The sequence below is a fragment of the Pseudidiomarina fusca genome, from assembly GCF_032227045.1.
GTDB classification, from domain to species: domain Bacteria; phylum Pseudomonadota; class Gammaproteobacteria; order Enterobacterales; family Alteromonadaceae; genus Pseudidiomarina; species Pseudidiomarina fusca.
On sequence record NZ_JANFPJ010000003.1, the window covers coordinates 210,293 to 227,632 of the forward strand.

The 17,340-nt window shown below is 48.2% G+C and carries 17 protein-coding genes; 4 read left to right on the forward strand and 13 right to left on the reverse strand.

Features of this window, described 5'->3' with window-relative positions; all coding sequences use genetic code 11:
• Positions 1-6: 6 nt before the first annotated feature.
• Together dcd and apbC are read right to left on the reverse strand one after the other, a co-directional pair.
• A complete protein-coding gene (dcd, locus tag NOG12_RS02705; protein WP_313932342.1) occupies positions 7-597 on the reverse strand; it encodes a dCTP deaminase in 591 nt (196 codons plus the stop codon).
• A 21-nt stretch (positions 598-618) separates the two neighbouring features.
• Positions 619-1,689, reverse strand: a complete 1,071-nt coding sequence (gene apbC, locus NOG12_RS02710; RefSeq protein WP_313932343.1) for an iron-sulfur cluster carrier protein ApbC — start codon at positions 1,687-1,689, stop codon at positions 619-621.
• A gap of 116 nt (positions 1,690-1,805) precedes the next feature.
• Between apbC and metG the strand changes: the two genes are divergently transcribed.
• The 3 genes from metG to NOG12_RS02725 are packed head-to-tail and all read left to right on the forward strand — an operon-like array spanning position 1,806 to position 5,446.
• A complete protein-coding gene (gene metG / locus NOG12_RS02715) occupies positions 1,806-3,836 on the forward strand; it encodes a methionine--tRNA ligase (RefSeq protein WP_313932344.1) in 2,031 nt (676 codons plus the stop codon).
• Positions 3,836-5,026, forward strand: a complete 1,191-nt coding sequence (locus NOG12_RS02720) for a class I SAM-dependent rRNA methyltransferase (RefSeq protein ID WP_313932345.1) — start codon at positions 3,836-3,838, stop codon at positions 5,024-5,026. The genes metG and NOG12_RS02720 overlap by 1 nt, the downstream gene beginning before the upstream one ends.
• A 54-nt stretch (positions 5,027-5,080) precedes the next feature.
• Positions 5,081-5,446, forward strand: a complete 366-nt coding sequence (locus NOG12_RS02725) for a histidine triad nucleotide-binding protein (protein ID WP_153825536.1) — start codon at positions 5,081-5,083, stop codon at positions 5,444-5,446.
• A 63-nt stretch (positions 5,447-5,509) separates the two neighbouring features.
• On the opposite strand, the gene ggt is transcribed toward NOG12_RS02725, so the two are convergent.
• A complete protein-coding gene (gene ggt, locus NOG12_RS02730) occupies positions 5,510-7,252 on the reverse strand; it encodes a gamma-glutamyltransferase (RefSeq protein ID WP_313932346.1) in 1,743 nt (580 codons plus the stop codon).
• Positions 7,253-7,412: 160 nt separating this feature from the next.
• On the opposite strand from ggt, the gene rrtA reads away from it, so the two are divergent.
• The gene (gene rrtA, locus NOG12_RS02735; RefSeq protein ID WP_313932347.1) at positions 7,413-8,081 is read left to right on the forward strand and encodes a rhombosortase; all 669 of its coding nucleotides are present in this window, start codon (positions 7,413-7,415) and stop codon (positions 8,079-8,081) included.
• 70 nt (positions 8,082-8,151) lie between these two features.
• Here rrtA and NOG12_RS02740 read toward each other — a convergent pair whose 3' ends face one another.
• From NOG12_RS02740 to serC, 10 genes are all read right to left on the reverse strand, one after another.
• Positions 8,152-8,469: a ComEA family DNA-binding protein gene (locus NOG12_RS02740; RefSeq protein WP_110075004.1), complete on the reverse strand. Its 318-nt coding sequence runs from the start codon at positions 8,467-8,469 to the stop codon at positions 8,152-8,154.
• 91 nt (positions 8,470-8,560) lie between these two features.
• Positions 8,561-9,256, reverse strand: coding sequence for an orotidine-5'-phosphate decarboxylase (gene pyrF / locus NOG12_RS02745; RefSeq protein WP_313932348.1), 696 nt, complete (start codon positions 9,254-9,256; stop codon positions 8,561-8,563).
• A complete protein-coding gene (lapB, locus tag NOG12_RS02750) occupies positions 9,257-10,414 on the reverse strand; it encodes a lipopolysaccharide assembly protein LapB (protein WP_313932349.1) in 1,158 nt (385 codons plus the stop codon). It lies immediately after the preceding gene.
• Complete coding sequence (locus NOG12_RS02755) at positions 10,414-10,671, reverse strand: lipopolysaccharide assembly protein LapA domain-containing protein (protein WP_313932350.1); 258 nt, start codon at positions 10,669-10,671, stop codon at positions 10,414-10,416. The genes lapB and NOG12_RS02755 overlap by 1 nt, the downstream gene beginning before the upstream one ends.
• Positions 10,672-10,748: 77 nt before the next feature.
• Positions 10,749-11,033: an integration host factor subunit beta gene (gene ihfB, locus NOG12_RS02760; RefSeq protein ID WP_110075000.1), complete on the reverse strand. Its 285-nt coding sequence runs from the start codon at positions 11,031-11,033 to the stop codon at positions 10,749-10,751.
• 56 nt (positions 11,034-11,089) lie between these two features.
• Entirely contained in the window at positions 11,090-12,763 is a 1,674-nt protein-coding gene (gene rpsA, locus NOG12_RS02765; RefSeq protein WP_110074999.1) for a 30S ribosomal protein S1, read from the reverse strand.
• A gap of 120 nt (positions 12,764-12,883) precedes the next feature.
• Positions 12,884-13,576 carry a (d)CMP kinase gene (cmk, locus tag NOG12_RS02770; protein WP_110074998.1) on the reverse strand — a complete coding sequence of 231 codons (693 nt, stop codon included), beginning with the start codon at positions 13,574-13,576 and terminating at the stop codon, positions 12,884-12,886.
• A 59-nt stretch (positions 13,577-13,635) separates the two neighbouring features.
• Complete coding sequence (gene aroA, locus NOG12_RS02775; RefSeq protein ID WP_313932351.1) at positions 13,636-15,027, reverse strand: 3-phosphoshikimate 1-carboxyvinyltransferase; 1,392 nt, start codon at positions 15,025-15,027, stop codon at positions 13,636-13,638.
• 24 nt (positions 15,028-15,051) lie between these two features.
• Positions 15,052-16,155 (reverse strand): histidinol-phosphate transaminase, encoded by a 1,104-nt coding sequence (gene hisC, locus NOG12_RS02780; RefSeq protein WP_313932352.1) that lies wholly within the window; start codon positions 16,153-16,155, stop codon positions 15,052-15,054.
• A gap of 101 nt (positions 16,156-16,256) precedes the next feature.
• The gene (gene serC, locus NOG12_RS02785; RefSeq protein ID WP_313932353.1) at positions 16,257-17,339 is read right to left on the reverse strand and encodes a 3-phosphoserine/phosphohydroxythreonine transaminase; all 1,083 of its coding nucleotides are present in this window, start codon (positions 17,337-17,339) and stop codon (positions 16,257-16,259) included.
• Position 17,340 lies beyond the last annotated feature (1 nt).

Genomic DNA, 17,340 nt, shown 5'->3' on the forward strand with positions numbered 1-17,340 from the left:
CCTCGTCTAGGCGCTCTTGTCAGCCCCAATACGCGATGCAACCGCACCTCGTTGATCCTTGTATTTAGCGTCTTTGCGCGAACTATAAGGGCGTACACATGGCTCATCAAGTTGTTCAAAGCTGAGTGCACCGATTTTCATCAGCGGCCGTAACGCTAACGGCAACTTACCACTATTAAAAAATTCAAGCACCACCTGCCCCGACCAACCGGGGTCGATGCGGTGAGCAGTTACATGCACCATTAATCCCAACCGCGCCAACGACGAGCGACCATCTAACCATCCCACCATATCAGCGGGTAAGGTCACCGATTCATGGGTAACCGCCAAGGCAAACTCACCTGGGTGAATAAAAAAGGCTTGGTCTTCATTCAGTACAATGGCATCGCTCATCACCGATTGAATCGCCTTATCGATCTCATCGCGTGGGCCGCTGATATCGATAAAAGGAGCAGCGTGATCTTGCAACACTCTAAATTCATTTCCCAAATGAATATCTACGGTGACGCCGCTGATATCCTCCGCCAATGGCGCTGGGTCTAATACAATTTTACCAGCCGCTAAGTAGGCTTCTATTTGACCATCGGTTAAACGCATGGGGAGCTCTCCTGCTTGTTCTTATGATGCGTTAGCTTGGGCTTGTTGATAAAGCTGGGCCGCCAACGCCGTTGCGCTTTGTTTGATGATAACACTAATAGGGTCATCAGGAGCACTTACCACCAAAGGGGTGCCGTTATCTAAGCTCTCACGTAAGCGCGCTGCTAGAGGCCACTGGCCTAACAAGGGCACGCCATGTTCAGCAGCCACCTTAACCCCGCCGCCAGTGCCAAAAATAGCTTCGTGATGCCCACAATGACTACATTCAAAATAACTCATATTCTCAACTAAACCAGTAATCGGCACCCCTACTTTCTGGAACATGGTAATGCCTTTTTCAGCATCTGCTAGCGCGACGGTTTGAGGGGTCGTAACTACAACGGCCCCAGTTATGGGCAGCTTTTGCGCAAAGGTTAGCTGAATATCGCCGGTACCCGGCGGTAGGTCAACAATCAGATAATCGAGAGCTGGCCATTTGGTATCCCGAAAGAGCTGTTGCAACGCAGCACTGGCCATAGGGCCACGCCAAATAGCGGCATCCTTGGTATCGGTAAGGTAACCCAACGATGAAGCATACACACCATGGCGTTGATGGGGGATCATTTTTTGCTGCTCATTCACGGTCATTTTCTCATCAGCACCACCGAGCATGGTAGGTAACGAAGGACCATAAACATCGGCATCGAGAATCCCTACCTTGGCACCGAAACTTGCCAAGGCCAACGCCAGTTGCACGCTCACCGAAGATTTACCCACCCCGCCCTTGCCTGACGACACCACAATCACATTGCCATAGACGAGCGGTAATTCAGGTTGGGAATTTTTTAGCTTAGCGACCTTGCACACCAACTGCCATTGATACTGACCTAACTGAGGGTCTTGCTGGAAAGACTCCAACACACTGGCATCAGCGGCAAAGGGTAAGGTCAAAGTGGCTTTATTATCCGCTACACTCACCCATGCTGAAGGGATAGCGCCTTGCCAACCTGGCAACCTCATCTTAGCTAAAGCAGCGCTAAACTGCGCGGTTGCATCCAACGTGGTTGATGGGTCTGTGGCGGCGGCTTTGGATTTTTTGAAACGACTAAACATCTATCCCTCCCAGCTTGGTTGTCGGCAGCCATGATACGGCTAGTTCGGCTGGATTGCCAGCCACGATTAAGTTACACTTTAGGCCTTTAAATATCACGGAATTAACGGAAATATCCATGCCGACAGCAACTCGCAAAATTCTGGTTACCAATGCCCTTCCTTACGCTAATGGGCCGATTCACATTGGGCATATGCTTGGCTACATTCAAGCCGACATTTGGGTTCGTTTTCAGAAGTTACGTGGACACGAATGCCACTATGTCTGTGCCGATGATGCGCACGGTACGCCGATTATGCTTAAAGCGCAGCAATTAGGTATTGCGCCAGAGCAAATGATTGCCGATATGAATCAAGCCCACCAAGCTGACTTTGCGGACTTTCATGTGGCCTTTGATCATTATCACTCTACCCATAGTGACGAGAATCGTGAACTAGCGGAACTTATCTATACCCGCTTACGTGATGCTGGGCATATTAAAACCAAGACCATTGAGCAGTTGTACGATCCACAGCAAGAGATGTTTTTGCCCGATCGCTTCGTTAAAGGCACCTGCCCTAAATGTGGTGCAGAAGATCAGTACGGCGATAATTGCGATGTGTGCGGCGCTACCTATGCACCAACTGAACTTAAAAACCCTAAATCAGCGGTTTCTGGTGCCACCCCTGAGCTGCGTCAATCAGAACATTACTTCTTTGATTTGCCAGCCTTTGAGCAGATGCTAAAAGAATGGACTCGTTCAGGTTCGTTGCAAGACGAAATGGCAAACAAATTAAACGAATGGTTTGAGTCAGGCCTACAAATGTGGGACATCAGCCGTGATGCCCCCTACTTCGGCTTTGAAATCCCAGATGCGCCTGGCAAGTATTTCTACGTCTGGCTTGATGCTCCAATTGGCTATATGGGTAGTTTTAAGCACTATTGCCAAACCACCGGCAAAGCTAATTTTGACGATTACTGGCAACTCGATAGCCAGGCAGAGCTCTATCATTTTATCGGTAAAGACATCATCTACTTTCATAGCCTGTTTTGGCCGGCCATGCTCAAGGGTGCAAGCTTCCGGCAACCAACCAACGTGTGGGCGCACGGCTTTATCACAGTGAACGGTACTAAGATGTCCAAATCCAAAGGCACTTTTGTGATGGCACGTACCTATCTGGACCATCTAGATCCGGATTACCTGCGCTACTATTTCGCTGCCAAACTGACCAACCGTATTGACGATTTGGATTTGAATTTGACCGACTTCGCTCAGCGCGTTAATGCAGATTTAGTTGGCAAGGTAGTCAACATTGCGAGTCGTTGTGCTGGCTTTATTAGTAAGAAATTTGACGGCAAATTAGCAGCTAGCATTAGTGATACCAGCCTATTAGATGAGTTCCAAGCGGCAGCCGCTGGCATCGCCCAAGCGTATGAAAAACGCGAGTTTTCGAAAGCGATGCGCGACATTATGGCACTGGCTGATAAAGCAAACTTCTACATTGCTGAGCAAGAGCCTTGGCAGCTTATCAAAGACCCAAGCAAACAGGCTCAAGTGCATGAAATTTGTTCTATCGGCATTAACTTGTTCCGCTTATTGATGATTTATTTAACCCCTGTGGTGCCAGCCTTGGCGACCCGCGTGCAAGAGTTCTTGAACGATGAATTTAGTTGGGATAGTCACCAACAATTATTAACAGATCACACCATTAGCCCGTTCAAGGCCCTGTTACAACGTATTGACATGGAAAAAGTAGAAGCCATGATTGAAGATTCTAAAGCCAGCGCAACCCCAGTTGCAGCAGCCACCAGCAACGGTGAACTCGAACGTGATCCTATCAGCGCCGAAATTAACTATGACGACTTTGCTAAAGTTGATTTACGGATCGCGCTTATTGCTAACGCCGAGCACGTTGAAGGCGCTGATAAGCTACTCAAGTTAACCCTAGATTTAGGCGGTGAAACACGCCAAGTTTTTGCCGGCATTAAATCGGCTTATGCCCCAGAGCAACTGATTGGCCAACATACCGTGATGGTCGCTAACTTGGCACCACGCAAAATGCGGTTTGGCTTATCAGAAGGCATGGTTCTAGCCGCCGGCCCTGGTGGCGAAGAACTGTTTATTCTTAATCCACACGCTGGTGCAAAACCAGGGATGCGGGTTAAATAATGGTCGCTACCGTACACCTTTACGAAGGCAAAGAAAAATCTCTAAAGCGCTTACATCCGTGGATATTTAGCGGAGCCATTGCACGCGTTAAAGGCCAACCTGAAAGCGGTGCTACTGTCTCTATCCATGCACACAATGGAGACTGGCTCGGCTATGCCGCTTGGTCTCCCAAATCGCAAATTAGAGCGCGGGTGTGGAGCTTTAATCAAGGTGACAGCATTGATGCCGAGTTTTTTCTGCAACGCATTGCTGCGGCAAAAGCGCTACGCGATGGGCTCGAGCTGCGCAGTAATGCCTATCGGCTGGTTGCCGCCGAGGCCGACCAACTGCCCGGTATCACCATCGATAAATACGATAATTGGCTGGTCTGCCAGTTACTCAGTGCCGGAGCTGAACTCTGGCGCGATGCCATTGTAAACGCTTTGCGAGCATTGTTTCCTGAGTGCTCTATTTATGAGCGCTCCGATGTGGATGTGCGGCAAAAAGAAGGCTTACCAACAGTCACTCAAGTACTCTACAGCCAATCCGGCGAGGCGCCTCCAACCACTTTATGGATTGAAGAGAACGGCTTGCAACTGGGCGTGGATATTCAAGCTGGACACAAAACCGGTTATTACCTAGATCAGCGTGATAGTCGGTTAGCGATGCAAAAGTATGCACCCGGCAAACGTGTCTTGAACGCTTTTAGTTATACCGGTGGTTTTGGCTTATACGCAGCAGCAGCTGGTGCAACCGAAGTGGTTAATTTAGATGTGTCAGCTCCGGCCTTGGCGCAAGCGGCTGCCAATCATGAGCGCAACCAATTGCCCCCCGAACAGCTACAAAACCTGCAACTTGATGTGTTTGAAGCCTTACGCAAGTTTCATCAAAGCGGTGAGCGGTTTGATGTGATTGTGCTCGACCCACCCAAGTTTGTCGATAATAAGGCCAACCTCAATAGTGCTTGTCGGGGTTATAAAGATATCAATCGCCTCGCAACTATGATCCTCAAGCCCGGTGGTACCCTGATCACGTTTTCATGTTCTGGCCTATTGCCTGTAGATTTGTTTCAAAAAGTAGTCGCCGATGCAGCCCTGGATGCCAAGCGTCCGTTACACATCATTGAGCGGTTATTTCAGGGCGCGGATCACCCAGTTCGCACTAACTTTCCAGAGTCGTTGTATTTAAAAGGATTTGTTCTGCGCGGTTAACTTAGCTAGAGTTATGAGCATAAGCAGCGCAATAGCAGCATAGACGAGGTAAGCATGAGTACTATTTTTGACAAAATTATCAGCCGCGAAATTCCAGCTGAGATAGTCTACGAAGATGATCTGAGTTTGGCGTTCAAAGATATTAATCCGCAAGCGCCCGTTCATCTGTTGATTATCCCGAAACAACACATAGCCACCATCAATGATATTACGGAAGAAAATCGTGAAATTGTTGGGCATTTATATTGGGTGGCAGCAAAAATTGCCGCTCAGTATGATTTTGCTAAAGACGGCTATCGGGTCGTGATGAACTGCAATGAAGATGGTGGCCAATCGGTGTACCACATTCACTTGCACTTGTTAGCGGGGATCACCATGGGCTGGCCGCCGTTTGCAAATAACCGGCCGAAACAAGTTTAGGCGAAGCATAAAAAAGGCCGCTGGTAGCATTAAGTCACCAGCGGCCTTCCTTTTTAAGAGCAACTACTGACCGGTCGCAATACCCTCGCGACGAGGATCTGCACCACCGTACAAGCTACCATCTTCTAAGCGGCTGATACCATGCAAACCGCTGTTCAGGTCTTGCACCCGTACCTGATGGCCACGGGCTTTGAGGCCCTCTGCTAGAGCTTCAATCGTGGTTCCCCGCTCTAGTGCAGTCTCACCATTTAAGTTAGTCACGTGCGGCAAATCCATCGCTGCTTGCATATCTAAATTCCAATCAAGCAAGCCTACCAAGGTTTGTGCAACATAGTTAATAATCCGAGCACCGCCAGGTGAACCCACCACATGCAGTAACTCTCCTTGCTCATCAAACACCATCATCGGTGACATCGAGCTACGCGGGCGCTTACCCGGCTCAACCCGGTTAGCGACCGGATTGCCGTTCACTTCAGGTACGATTGAAAAGTCCGTCAGTTGGTTATTTAGCAAGAAGCCTCCTACCATCACCCCTGAACCAAATCCTGTTTCAATACTGGTGGTTAAAGACACCGCATTGCCTTCAGCATCAACAATAGAGATGTGGGAGGTATTAGGGAGCTCCGGCGATTGATCATCTGCATATACCAGAGTCGTTAGTTCACCGGGCGTTGCCTTACCTAAATCACGCTCGCCAATCAATTGCGCACGCTCGGTTAAATAGCCCTTATCAAGCATGGCGGTGACAGGAACATCCACAAAATCGCTATCAGCAATGTAACGATTACGATCCGCAAAAGCTAACTTCGATGCTTGGGTAAAATAATGGACAGCCTGTTCACTGTTTGGCGCTAACTCGGCTAAATCTTTACTCTCTAACATGCTTAATATTTGCAGCACGGTAATCCCACCAGAACTTGGCGGTGCCATCCCGCACACCTCATAGACACGATAGTTACTACAAACTGGCTCACGAATAACTGCTTGATACCTTGCTAAATCTTCGACACTTAAGGTGCCTGGGCTACGTTCTGCTTGTTGCACCGCTTGCGCTATTTGTGTCGCCAACGGCCCTTGATAAAAAGCATCTGCACCCTGTTCGGCAATCATTCGTAAGCTGGCAGCTAGCTCAGGGTTTTTTAATACTTGCCCTTGCTTGAGGGCTTGCCCGTTTGGATAAAAATAGTCTTTGGCTGGGCTTAAAGTTTTTAAGCCAGGATGAAATTCCAAATCAAGTAAGCCTTGAAGCCGCGCCGAGACAGTAAAACCCTGCTCGGCGGTAGTAATGGTATCGGTGAATAGCTGCTGCCATGGTAACTTGCCCCATTGCTGATGAGCTCGCTCTAAACCACGCAAAATACCCGGGGTCCCTACCGAACGCCCACCTACCACAGCGTCTAAAAAGCTAGCCGGTGGCTGCCCTTGGGCGTCGAGGAACAACTCCGGCGTGGCAGCTGCGGGTGCAGTTTCACGCGCATCAACGGTGTAAAGTTGTTGTTCGCTGGCATCCCAATAAAGTAAAAAACCACCGCCACCAATACCAGAAGACTGTGGCTCAGTTAAAGTCAGCATGGCTTGTACCGCCACTGCGGCATCAATTGCACTTCCACCTGCCGCTAACACCTTCCGCCCAGCTTCTGCCGCCGCGGGTGTAGCTGCTGCCACCATATATTGCTGGGCTGCTTGCCCGCTTTTCGCAATAAAGCCAGTAGCTGCTTCAGGATCAGCTGCAACCCGTTCCGTAGGGGTAGTTTGGCTACCACAACCAACTAATGCTAGCGCTAGTAACGCCCAATACTTCTGCATAATTATCACCTTATTCGTGCTATTACTCGCAAGATGCGGATTTACCTAGTCATTCAGTCTTTTCATACTATCGCTGCTATCATAAGATCTTGTGCCATTGATAACAACGCCATTGCGGCTTATCCTCGTCATTCATAGGCCGCCATGTAAGGATGACAACGTGTCAAAATCACCGCCCAAAACAACATTATCTGCCTTAGTCTTATCTGAACGAGGACAAATTACCATCAGTAGCTTGTTGCTTGCTGTGATTATGGTATGGCTGCATTTTTATCAGCAACAACAAGGCTCGTTGCTTGAGACCTTTGATTTTACTCAACCTTTGGTGTGGCAAGAGCCTTGGCGCCTGCTTACCGCTCATATCCTGCACCTTGATGCTCAGCACGCCATCTACAATGCGATTGGACTGCTTCTGCTCACCCTATTTTTTGCTGGCAACTTCACCCTGCGGAGCTGGTTTAATGCACTTCTAATTATTGCCGTTGTCATTGCTGCTTTGGTCTGGTTGATTGGTTACCCAAGCCGTTTTGTAGGCTTTTCGGCAGTGTTACACGGGCTACTGCTACTTGGCGTGCTACTTGACTGGCGGCAACAAAATTATCGCTGGTCTGACTGGCTGAACCCCATAGTGCTTGGGCTGTTAGGGCTTAAAGTGCTGCTCGAGTACTCTGGTTTAGTGCAAAGTAAAATTCTGTTGAGCATCGGCGATCCGCAAGCGATAGGTATTCTTCATGCCTGTGGTTTAGTGGGTGGTTTACTCGCATGGCATCTGCACTGCCGTAGCCTTAAAGCTTTGGCTACCATGGCAGAATCAAACCAGGACAAATAAAATAAAGGGCCCAATCCGTGGGCCCTATAACTTAATCAGATCCGTCGCTATAACAGCTGCGTTAACACCCTTACAGGACAATCCGATCTTTGTTGAGTTCGAGCATACGTGGGCCGATTCCCTTCACCTGCATCAGTTGGTTAGCATCACTAAAAGTGCCTAACTGCTCGCGTAACTTGATGATAGCTTCAGCTCGCTTTAAGCCGACGCCGGTGAGTGCCATGGCTAACTGTTCGGCGCTGGCAGTATTGATGTTAACCGTAGGGGTACTTGCTGCTTCTTGCATCGCCACTGCAGCAGGAGCAAATAATAAAGGTTGGGCTACAGCCGGCTGTAACAACACCAGCGGCGATAACATTGAGGCGAAAATCAAGGTCTTCCGTAACATAAGGCACTCTCCAAGTCAGTTTGATGACTGCACCATGCAGACCTGAAGAGTGTACGAAGGGGCTGGCGTTTAAGCCATTAAATAGCTCGTATTAGGCCGTGAGCGATTGCTTAATTGCAGTTAAGGCTGCGGCGGGGTCAGCCGCTTGAGTAATAGGTCGACCGATGACTAACACTTCAATTCCTAATTGATTGGCCGCTGCAGGCGTCATAGTACGGCGCTGATCATCTGCAGCACTACCAGCCGGACGAATACCTGGCGTGACTCGCATAAAGTTCGGGCCACAGTGTTCGGCAATCAGCTCGGCTTCTTGGGCCGAACAAACCACCCCATCTAAGCCCGCTTGCTGGGTTAATTTGGCTAACCGTAACACCTGCTCTTGCGGGCTTACGTTAATGCCTTGCTCGGCTAAATCTTCGGCTGTCATACTGGTTAACACCGTGACCGCGATTAAGAAAGGTGGCTGGGGTAAGTCTGCCAGAGCCTCCCGCGCCGCTTGCATCATCCGACTACCACCGCTTGCATGCACATTAACCATCCACACCCCAAGGTCGGCAGCTGCGCGTACCGCTTTACCTACAGTGTTTGGAATATCATGAAATTTCAGATCAAGAAATACCTTAAAGCCCATTGCGACCAGCTCTTTCACAAATTCAGGGCCTGCCGCAGTAAAAAGTTCTTTACCCACCTTTAAACCGCACGCACTAGGTGAAAGTAACTTAATCAACGGCCAAGCTTGTGCAGGCGTGGCATAATCTAAGGCTACAAAGATTTCTGACTGTTTCATTTATTCTCCATCTAAACCAATTATGGGTTTTATTTCGCCCCAACTCCGACAGCTAGGGCAATGCCAATAAAGGGTACTGCCCGAAAAGCCACAGTGGCGACAGCGATACTTCGGCCGCTGTTGCATCTGCTGTTGCACCAACTTCTGCAGCATGCGCAGACTATCGCGAGCTTTACCAACATCAGCCGCACGAATATGAAAATCCATTAATTTATGAAACCCGCGCATGGTCGGATTCTGAATCAAGAAAGACTGAATAAATTGCTCAGCTGCCTCAATGCTATTTTCACGAGCGATAAGTTCAGACAATAACACGGCGGCTGAGGTTGAATGTGCCACTTTCACGCATTCATGTAAAAACTGCACCAAGCCGGTTTCATCGTGTAAATCATCAAAACATGCTTTGATGAGTGGTAAGGCTTCGCTGACGAAATCGCAATCTTCATGCAGGATTCCCACCAATATATTACGCGCTTTGACTAGCTGCCCCTGGGCATACCACATCCGCCCTAGCGCGAGCGCTGCACGGACACATTCAGGATCGTGCTGACGCGCTTTTAAATAATACTTTTCGCCCGCTTCAGGTTGCGTTTGTTGCTCTGCTAATTCGCAATAAAGTTGCCCTACCAATACCTCAGCAGAGCTGTCAAAGCGAGTGATTTTCAAGGCGACACGAATCGCTTTATCCCACTCATGGGTCGATTCATAAAGTTCTAATAAATGGCGTTGGCAGGCTTCATGAAACTGTTTGTCGGTTTGCAGGGCCAGTAACATGTCTTCAGCCCGATCGTAAATACCCGCAGCCAGATAATCTAGACCTAACTCAAACATAGCCATGCGCCTTTGCTGTTCGGTTATCGAGGGTCTTGAGGTGAGGTTCTGATGAATTTTAATCGCGCGATCTATTTCACCACGACGGCGAAATAGTTTACCCAGCGCCCAGTGGGTTTCTAAGGTGTCTGAATCTACATCAAGCAGTTCAATAAACAGGTCGACTGCTTTATCCGGTTGATCAGAAAGTAATAAATTTAAGCCGGTGACATATTGCTTGGAGAATTGTTCTTGTTCTTTGCGGTCTTCATTACGCACACTGTTACGCCCCATGAACCAGCCATAGGCAGCAGCAACAGGTAACAATAAGAATAACAATTCAAGCATTAAGGGGTGCTCGTTTTCACCAGCTGTTTACGTAATTTCTTTACTTCTCGGCCTAACAGAAATTGCCGAGCTAACATGGCTATCACACCAATGATAAAGCCAAGAGCCAAAAATAGTGCTGCAACTAGGGCTAACGAAACTTGTTGTTGTACAGCCAGAAAATCAACGGTGACTGGCGTATTATTCATAGCACCAAAAGCGATGGCAATTAAAAATAGAATCAATAAGGGTAAGCTAACAAACAAGAATCGGATCATAGTTACAGGTCTCGTCTTCATAAAAAAACGGCATGCTTTATAGTAGCATGCCGTTTTGTTTAACTCGACGTTAAAAATCAACCGATGTTGTCGACCCGCTCACGCAGTTCTTTACCCGGTTTAAAATGAGGGACATATTTGCCCTCAAGTTCAACCGATTCACCGGTTTTAGGATTACGTCCAACCCGCGGCGCTCGATAATGCAATGAGAAACTACCAAAGCCACGAATCTCAATCCGTCCGCCTGACGCCATTTGCTGCGCCATCTGCTCGATAATTTCTTTCACCGCATCTTCAATCTGACGCGAAGAATGCTCTGGGTACAACGCCGTTAACTGGTTAATCAGTTCCGATTTTGTCATCTTAAGCTCCTCTATGTGTGCGTCAATGCGCTCGGGTTTTCAGTAAACCTGACTTATTAGTCGTTTTTAGCCGCTTTGAAGGCTTCAGCCATTGCATTAGAGAAGTCAGCTTCGTCTTGCTGCTTGTTCACTGACTCAATAGCTTCTTTCTCTTCAACTTCGTCTTTAGCACGAATAGACAAGCTCAAAGTACGGTTCTTACGATCAACGCCCATGAAACGAGCTTCGATTTCGTCACCAACTTTCAACTCAGTGGTAGCGTCTTCAACGCGATCACGTGAGATATCAGCGGCACGAACGTAACCTTCAACGCTGTCAGCCAGTTCAACTTTTGCACCTTTGGCATCAACTTCGATGACCTTACCAGTAACAATAGCACCTTTTTTGTTAGCTGCCAGATAATTGTTGAACGGATCTTCTTCTAATTGCTTGATACCAAGAGAGATGCGCTCGCGCTCTGCGTCAACTTGTAACACCACAGCGGTAACTTCTTCACCTTTCTTGAATTCGCGTACAGCTTCTTCGCCAGTAGCGTTCCAGCTGATGTCAGACAAGTGAACCAAACCGTCGATGCCGCCATCTAAACCGATGAAGATACCGAAGTCAGTGATTGACTTGATCTTACCTGACACTTTGTCACCTTTGTTGAAGTTCTTCGCGAACTCTTCCCAAGGGTTAGCTTTACACTGTTTCAGGCCAAGTGAAATACGACGACGTTCTTCGTCAATTTCAAGAACCATAACTTCAACCACGTCATCCAAGTTAACAACTTTAGATGGGTGAACGTTTTTGTTGGTCCAATCCATTTCAGAAACGTGTACCAAACCTTCTACGCCTTCTTCGATTTCAACGAAGCAGCCGTAATCAGTTAAGTTGGTTACACGACCAGTCAAACGATGACCTTCTGGGTAACGAGCAGCGATATCCGCCCATGGATCTGCGCCTAATTGCTTCAGACCTAATGATACGCGAGTACGCTCACGATCGAATTTCAATACTTTCACATTGATTTCGTCGCCTACGTTAACCACTTCGCTTGGGTGCTTAACGCGCTTCCAAGCCATATCGGTAATGTGCAACAAGCCGTCAACGCCGCCTAGATCAACGAACGCGCCGTAGTCAGTCAGGTTCTTAACGATACCTTTAACTTCTTGACCTTCTTGCAAGTTCTCTAGCAGCTCATCACGCTCTGCACTGTTCTCAGTTTCAATAACAGCACGACGAGAAACAACAACGTTGTTGCGCTTCTGGTCTAGCTTGATAACTTTGAACTCTAAATCTTTGTTTTCTAGGTGCGTCGTTTCACGAACTGGGCGAACATCTACCAATGAACCTGGTAAGAATGCACGAACGCCACCTAAATCTACAGTGAAGCCACCTTTAACTTTACCGCTGATGAAACCGGTAACAGTTTCTTGGTCTTCATAAGCTTTTTCCAGCTGTAACCAAGCTTCATAACGTTTTGCTTTTTCGCGTGACAGGATAGTTTCACCGAAACCATCTTCAACCGCATCTAGTGCTACGTCAATTTGATCGCCAACTTGAACTTCTACAACGCCTTCTGCGTTGCGGAATTGCTCAACCGGAATAGCACTTTCAGATTTCAGACCGGCGTCTACCAAAACAACGTCACGGTTGATAGCTACGATGGTGCCTTTTACGATAGAACCTGGGCGAGTTTCGACCTCTTTGAGGCTTTCTTCAAACAGCTGTGCAAAATTTTCTGACATATGAGTTAGCTTACTTCAGTTAAGTACGTCCACCAGACATCCTGTTCGGCGGGGTTATTAAAAATAATCTGTTCGCTTATCCTTGCTACAGACCGCTAAGTTAGCCAGCTACATGCTGACCTACTCAGAATGCGAGAGCTTGCTGTATGCAAACTCAAGAATGTTGTCCACCACCTCGTCAATGCTCAGATCCGTTGAATCTATCTGCAACGATCCTTCGGCAGCACGTAAAGGTGCAACCGAGCGATTGGTGTCGCGTGCATCACGCTCGCGAATTTCGGTGATTAATTGGTCGATTTTAGCAGTAAAACCTTTATCTAGCAATTGTTGGTAACGCCGTTGTGCACGTTCTTCTGGGCTGGCTGTTAAAAACACCTTTGCCGCAGCGTCGGTAAACACCACAGTTCCCATATCTCGACCATCAGCAACGAGGCCTGGCAGCTCTTTAAACGCCCGTTGACGGCGCAATAAAGCTTCACGTACCCGTGGCAACGCAGCAATTTTGGAAGCCATATTACCGACCTCTTCATTACGAATGGTCATGGTAACGTCTTCACCTTCTAAGATAATATGGGTTAAGTCTGGGTCTTCTTCTACGTCAAACTTAACGTCTAGCGCTCCTGCTAGAGCCACTAAGCTTGCTTCATCATCGGCGGCGAACCCATGATGCAACGCAGCGAGAGCTAAAACGCGATAGATGGCGCCACTGTCAAGTAAATGCCAACCTAACTTATCAGCGAGAATACGGCTTACCGTACCTTTGCCGGCACCGCTTGGTCCATCGATGGTGATTACCGGAATCTGTTTGGTCATGCTATCCCCTACCCAATAAAAGCGCCGCAATTATACGGAATTGGCAGAAAATTGCACCTTTATTCGGTGAACTTACGATGAACCTTACTCGACGTTTGCGTTACCGCACAAAAATCTTCGAAATAACGCGGGTAGGTTTTGCGACAGCAATCAGGGTCAAGAATAGTCACGCCACTGGCACTGAAACCTAACAATGAAAAGCACATCGCCATCCGATGGTCATCGTAGGTGGCAATCTCAGCATGCTGCAATTGGGCCGGCGCAGTGATTTCAATGCCATCAGCATGCTCAACCACCTGAGCCCCCACTTTGCGCAGCTCAGTCGCCATAGCGTGCAGGCGATCGGTTTCTTTAATCCGCCAATTGGCGATATTGCGGATGTTTGTGGTGCCCTCGGCAAACAACGCCAAAGTGGCAAAAGTCATGGCGGCATCAGGGATGGCATTTAAATCAGCATCTAAAGCTTGTAACGGCTCGGATAACTGGCGGCTCACCCTGATTTGTTGCGGCTGGATATCAACCTCAGCGCCCATTTGCGCAAGGTAATCGGCAAAGGCTATATCGCCTTGAATGCTATCTGCACCCACCCCTTTAACCGTTAACGGACCACCGCTAATCGCCGCCGCCGCTAACCAGTACGAGGCCGCACTGGCATCCCCTTCTACCCAATACTGCTGAGGGCTTTGATAGCGTTGTCCACCGGCAATGAAAAACTCATGGGCACTCACTTGGGCAATGGTGATACCAAAACGTCGTAACATAGCCAGAGTTAATTCAATGTAGGGCCAAGATACCACCTCGCCGGTCAGCTCTAACAAGGTGTCATCCGCCAACAAAGGTAGCGCCATCAGTAGCGCCGAAATGTATTGGCTTGAGGCACTCCCGTCTACTTGCAGCGAGCCCCCACACAAACCAGCACCGAGTCGTAACGGCGGATAGCCTGGCTGTTGTAGAAACTTGATTGAAGCATGGCCGGCTTGCAAGGTATCGGTCAACGCCGCGAGCGGACGTTCATGCATGCGTGCATCGCCGGCTATCACTACAGCTGCGGTTGCGGGTACGGTGGCAGCCAAGACTGCGGTCAACGGCCGTACCGCAGTGCCTGCATTACCTAGGAACAACTCAAGGGTTGCCGTCGGGTTAGCTTGCCAATAAGGCCAATCACCACCGCAACCATGCACGGTAACCTGGCTGGGGTCGTTGGCATCAAGCTCAATCCGCACGCCTAACGCAGTCAAAGCTTCGAGCATGCGTTCAGTGTCGTCGCTGCGCAGTAAATTCGTTACCCGAGTAACTGCCGGGGCAGACCCAGAATGAGAACCAGAATTCGAATCTGAGTTACTACACAAGGCCGCCATTAATAAGGCACGATTCGCGATACTTTTTGAACCGGGCAAAGTAACCTCGCCCGCACAAGAGCTTAATCCACGTAACGCTATCCTACCGCTCATCGCATCAATAACCCCAATAACTGATTACAGTAGAATGCTTTTTAGTGCATCAATAAACACTTGGTTTTCGTGTTCAAGGCCAATACTTACGCGTAAGTGGTTCGGTAATTGGTACCCAGCTACCGGCCGCACAATCACGCCTTTATGCAGTAACTGCTGATAAATATCGGCCGCATTAGCTCCAACTTCAATGGTCAAAAAGTTTCCATAGGATGGAATGTAAGCTAAGTTAAATTGTTCACAAAATTCAATCAGTTGTGCCATTCCTGCCTGGTTGACAGCAATAGATTGGGCTAAATAATCAGCATCATCTAAGACAACTTCAGCAGCCTTTAGGCTCAAGCTGTTCATGTTAAATGGCTGACGCACCCGATTCATTAAATCTGCGATATCCGCATGAGTCACCGCATAACCGGCTCGTAAGCCGGCTAAGCCATAAGCTTTAGAAAAGGTACGGCTTACAATCAAATTAGGATAGCGCTGAACCCATTCAACCGAAGGCGCTCGTTCAGCTGCAGGCACGTATTCGTAGTAAGCTTCGTCTAACACCACCAACACCTGCGCAGGTACTTTAGCTAAGAAACTTTCTAGCTCAGCCGTGGTTAAGAAAGTACCGGTTGGGTTATTTGGATTAGCGATAAAAATCATTCGTGTTTTATCGGTAATAGCTGCGGCCATAGCATCCAAATCGTGACCATAGTTTTTCGCTGGTACTGCAATACCCTTGGCACCAATAGCTTGAGTTACCAATGGATACACCACAAACGCATGTTGCGAAAACAGCACTTCATGATGTTCGTTAACAAAGGTACGCGCCAACAGTTCTAAGACATCGTTGGAGCCGTTACCTAAGGTGATTTGATTAATATTTACACCCAGTTTCTCAGCCAGTTTGCTCTTTAGATAAAAACCGTTGGCGTCAGGATAGCGAGCTAATCCGGCTAAGGTATCTTGCAAAGCTGCGGTAACCTGCTTGCTCAACCCTAGCGGATTTTCGTTCGAAGCGAGTTTCACGATATCTGTTAGCCCTAGTTCGCGCTCAAGCTCTTCAATGGGTTTACCTGCCTGGTATGGGCTTAAGTTACGTACGCCAACATTAGCGAGAGATTTTGCATCAAAGTTTGTCATGAGTTTCCTGGTTGTTCGTTGTTCGTTGTTCGTTGTCAGTAAAGGGTGCCCACGCCAATAGCTAATATCCAATAGCTAACAGCGCTCTTGCTTGCGCGACATCACACCTTACGTTCAAACTCAGCCATAAATTCCACCAGCGCATCCACGCCGGCCATTGGCATCGCATTATAAATACTGGCGCGCATACCACCCACAAACCTATGCCCTTTTAAACCCACTAAACCAGCCGCTGCAGCCTGTTCTAAAAAGGCATTATCAAGCGAGCTATCAGCCAGTAAAAACGGAATATTCATGCGTGAACGATAATCTGGATGCACCGGGTTTGAATAAAAGTCTGATTGATCAATGTAGTGGTAAAGCTTAGCTGCTTTAGCTCGGTTTAGTTCACCTATCGCAGTCACCCCACCTTGGCGTTTTAACCATTGAAACACCAAGGCTGATAAATACCATGCAAAGGTGTTAGGAGTGTTATACATCGAGCCTTCTTTGGCCTGCACGGTATAATCCATAATGGTGGAGGTATTCGTTTGCGCGTGACCTAACAAATCTTCACGCACAATACTAATCGCGAAACCAGAAGGACCTATATTCTTTTGTGCACCGGCATAGATAACGCCAAACTTACTCACGTCCAGCGGCTCAGAGAGAATATTCGACGACATATCAGCCACAATGGGAGCATTCACTTGCGGTATCTCATGCACCGCAATACCGTCCACTGTCTCATTCGGGCAATAATGAAAGTACGCTGCATGTTCAGATAACTGCCATGAGTCTGGATGACTTATTGCTTTACCTTGATCGGTTTGCACGGCCGCGCCGACAACATTGACATGGCGCACGTACTTTTGTGCTTCACGAATCGCAAAGTCAGACCAAATCCCGCAGTTTAGATAATCCACGGTCGCATCAGTAGCCGCAATATTTTGTGGGACAGCACTGAATTGACCGCGTCCACCACCATGCATAAACAGCACTTTATAGTGGTCTGGAATAGCCATCAAATCGCGTAAATCTTGCTCAGCCTGCTCAGCCAAGCGAATAAACGCTGGGTCGCGGTGACTTATTTCCATCACTGAAATGCCTAAATCATTCCAGTTTAAAAACTCATCGCGCGCTTGTTGCATTACTTCTGCCGGCAACATTGCCGGCCCCGCAGAAAAATTAAACGGGGCGCTCATG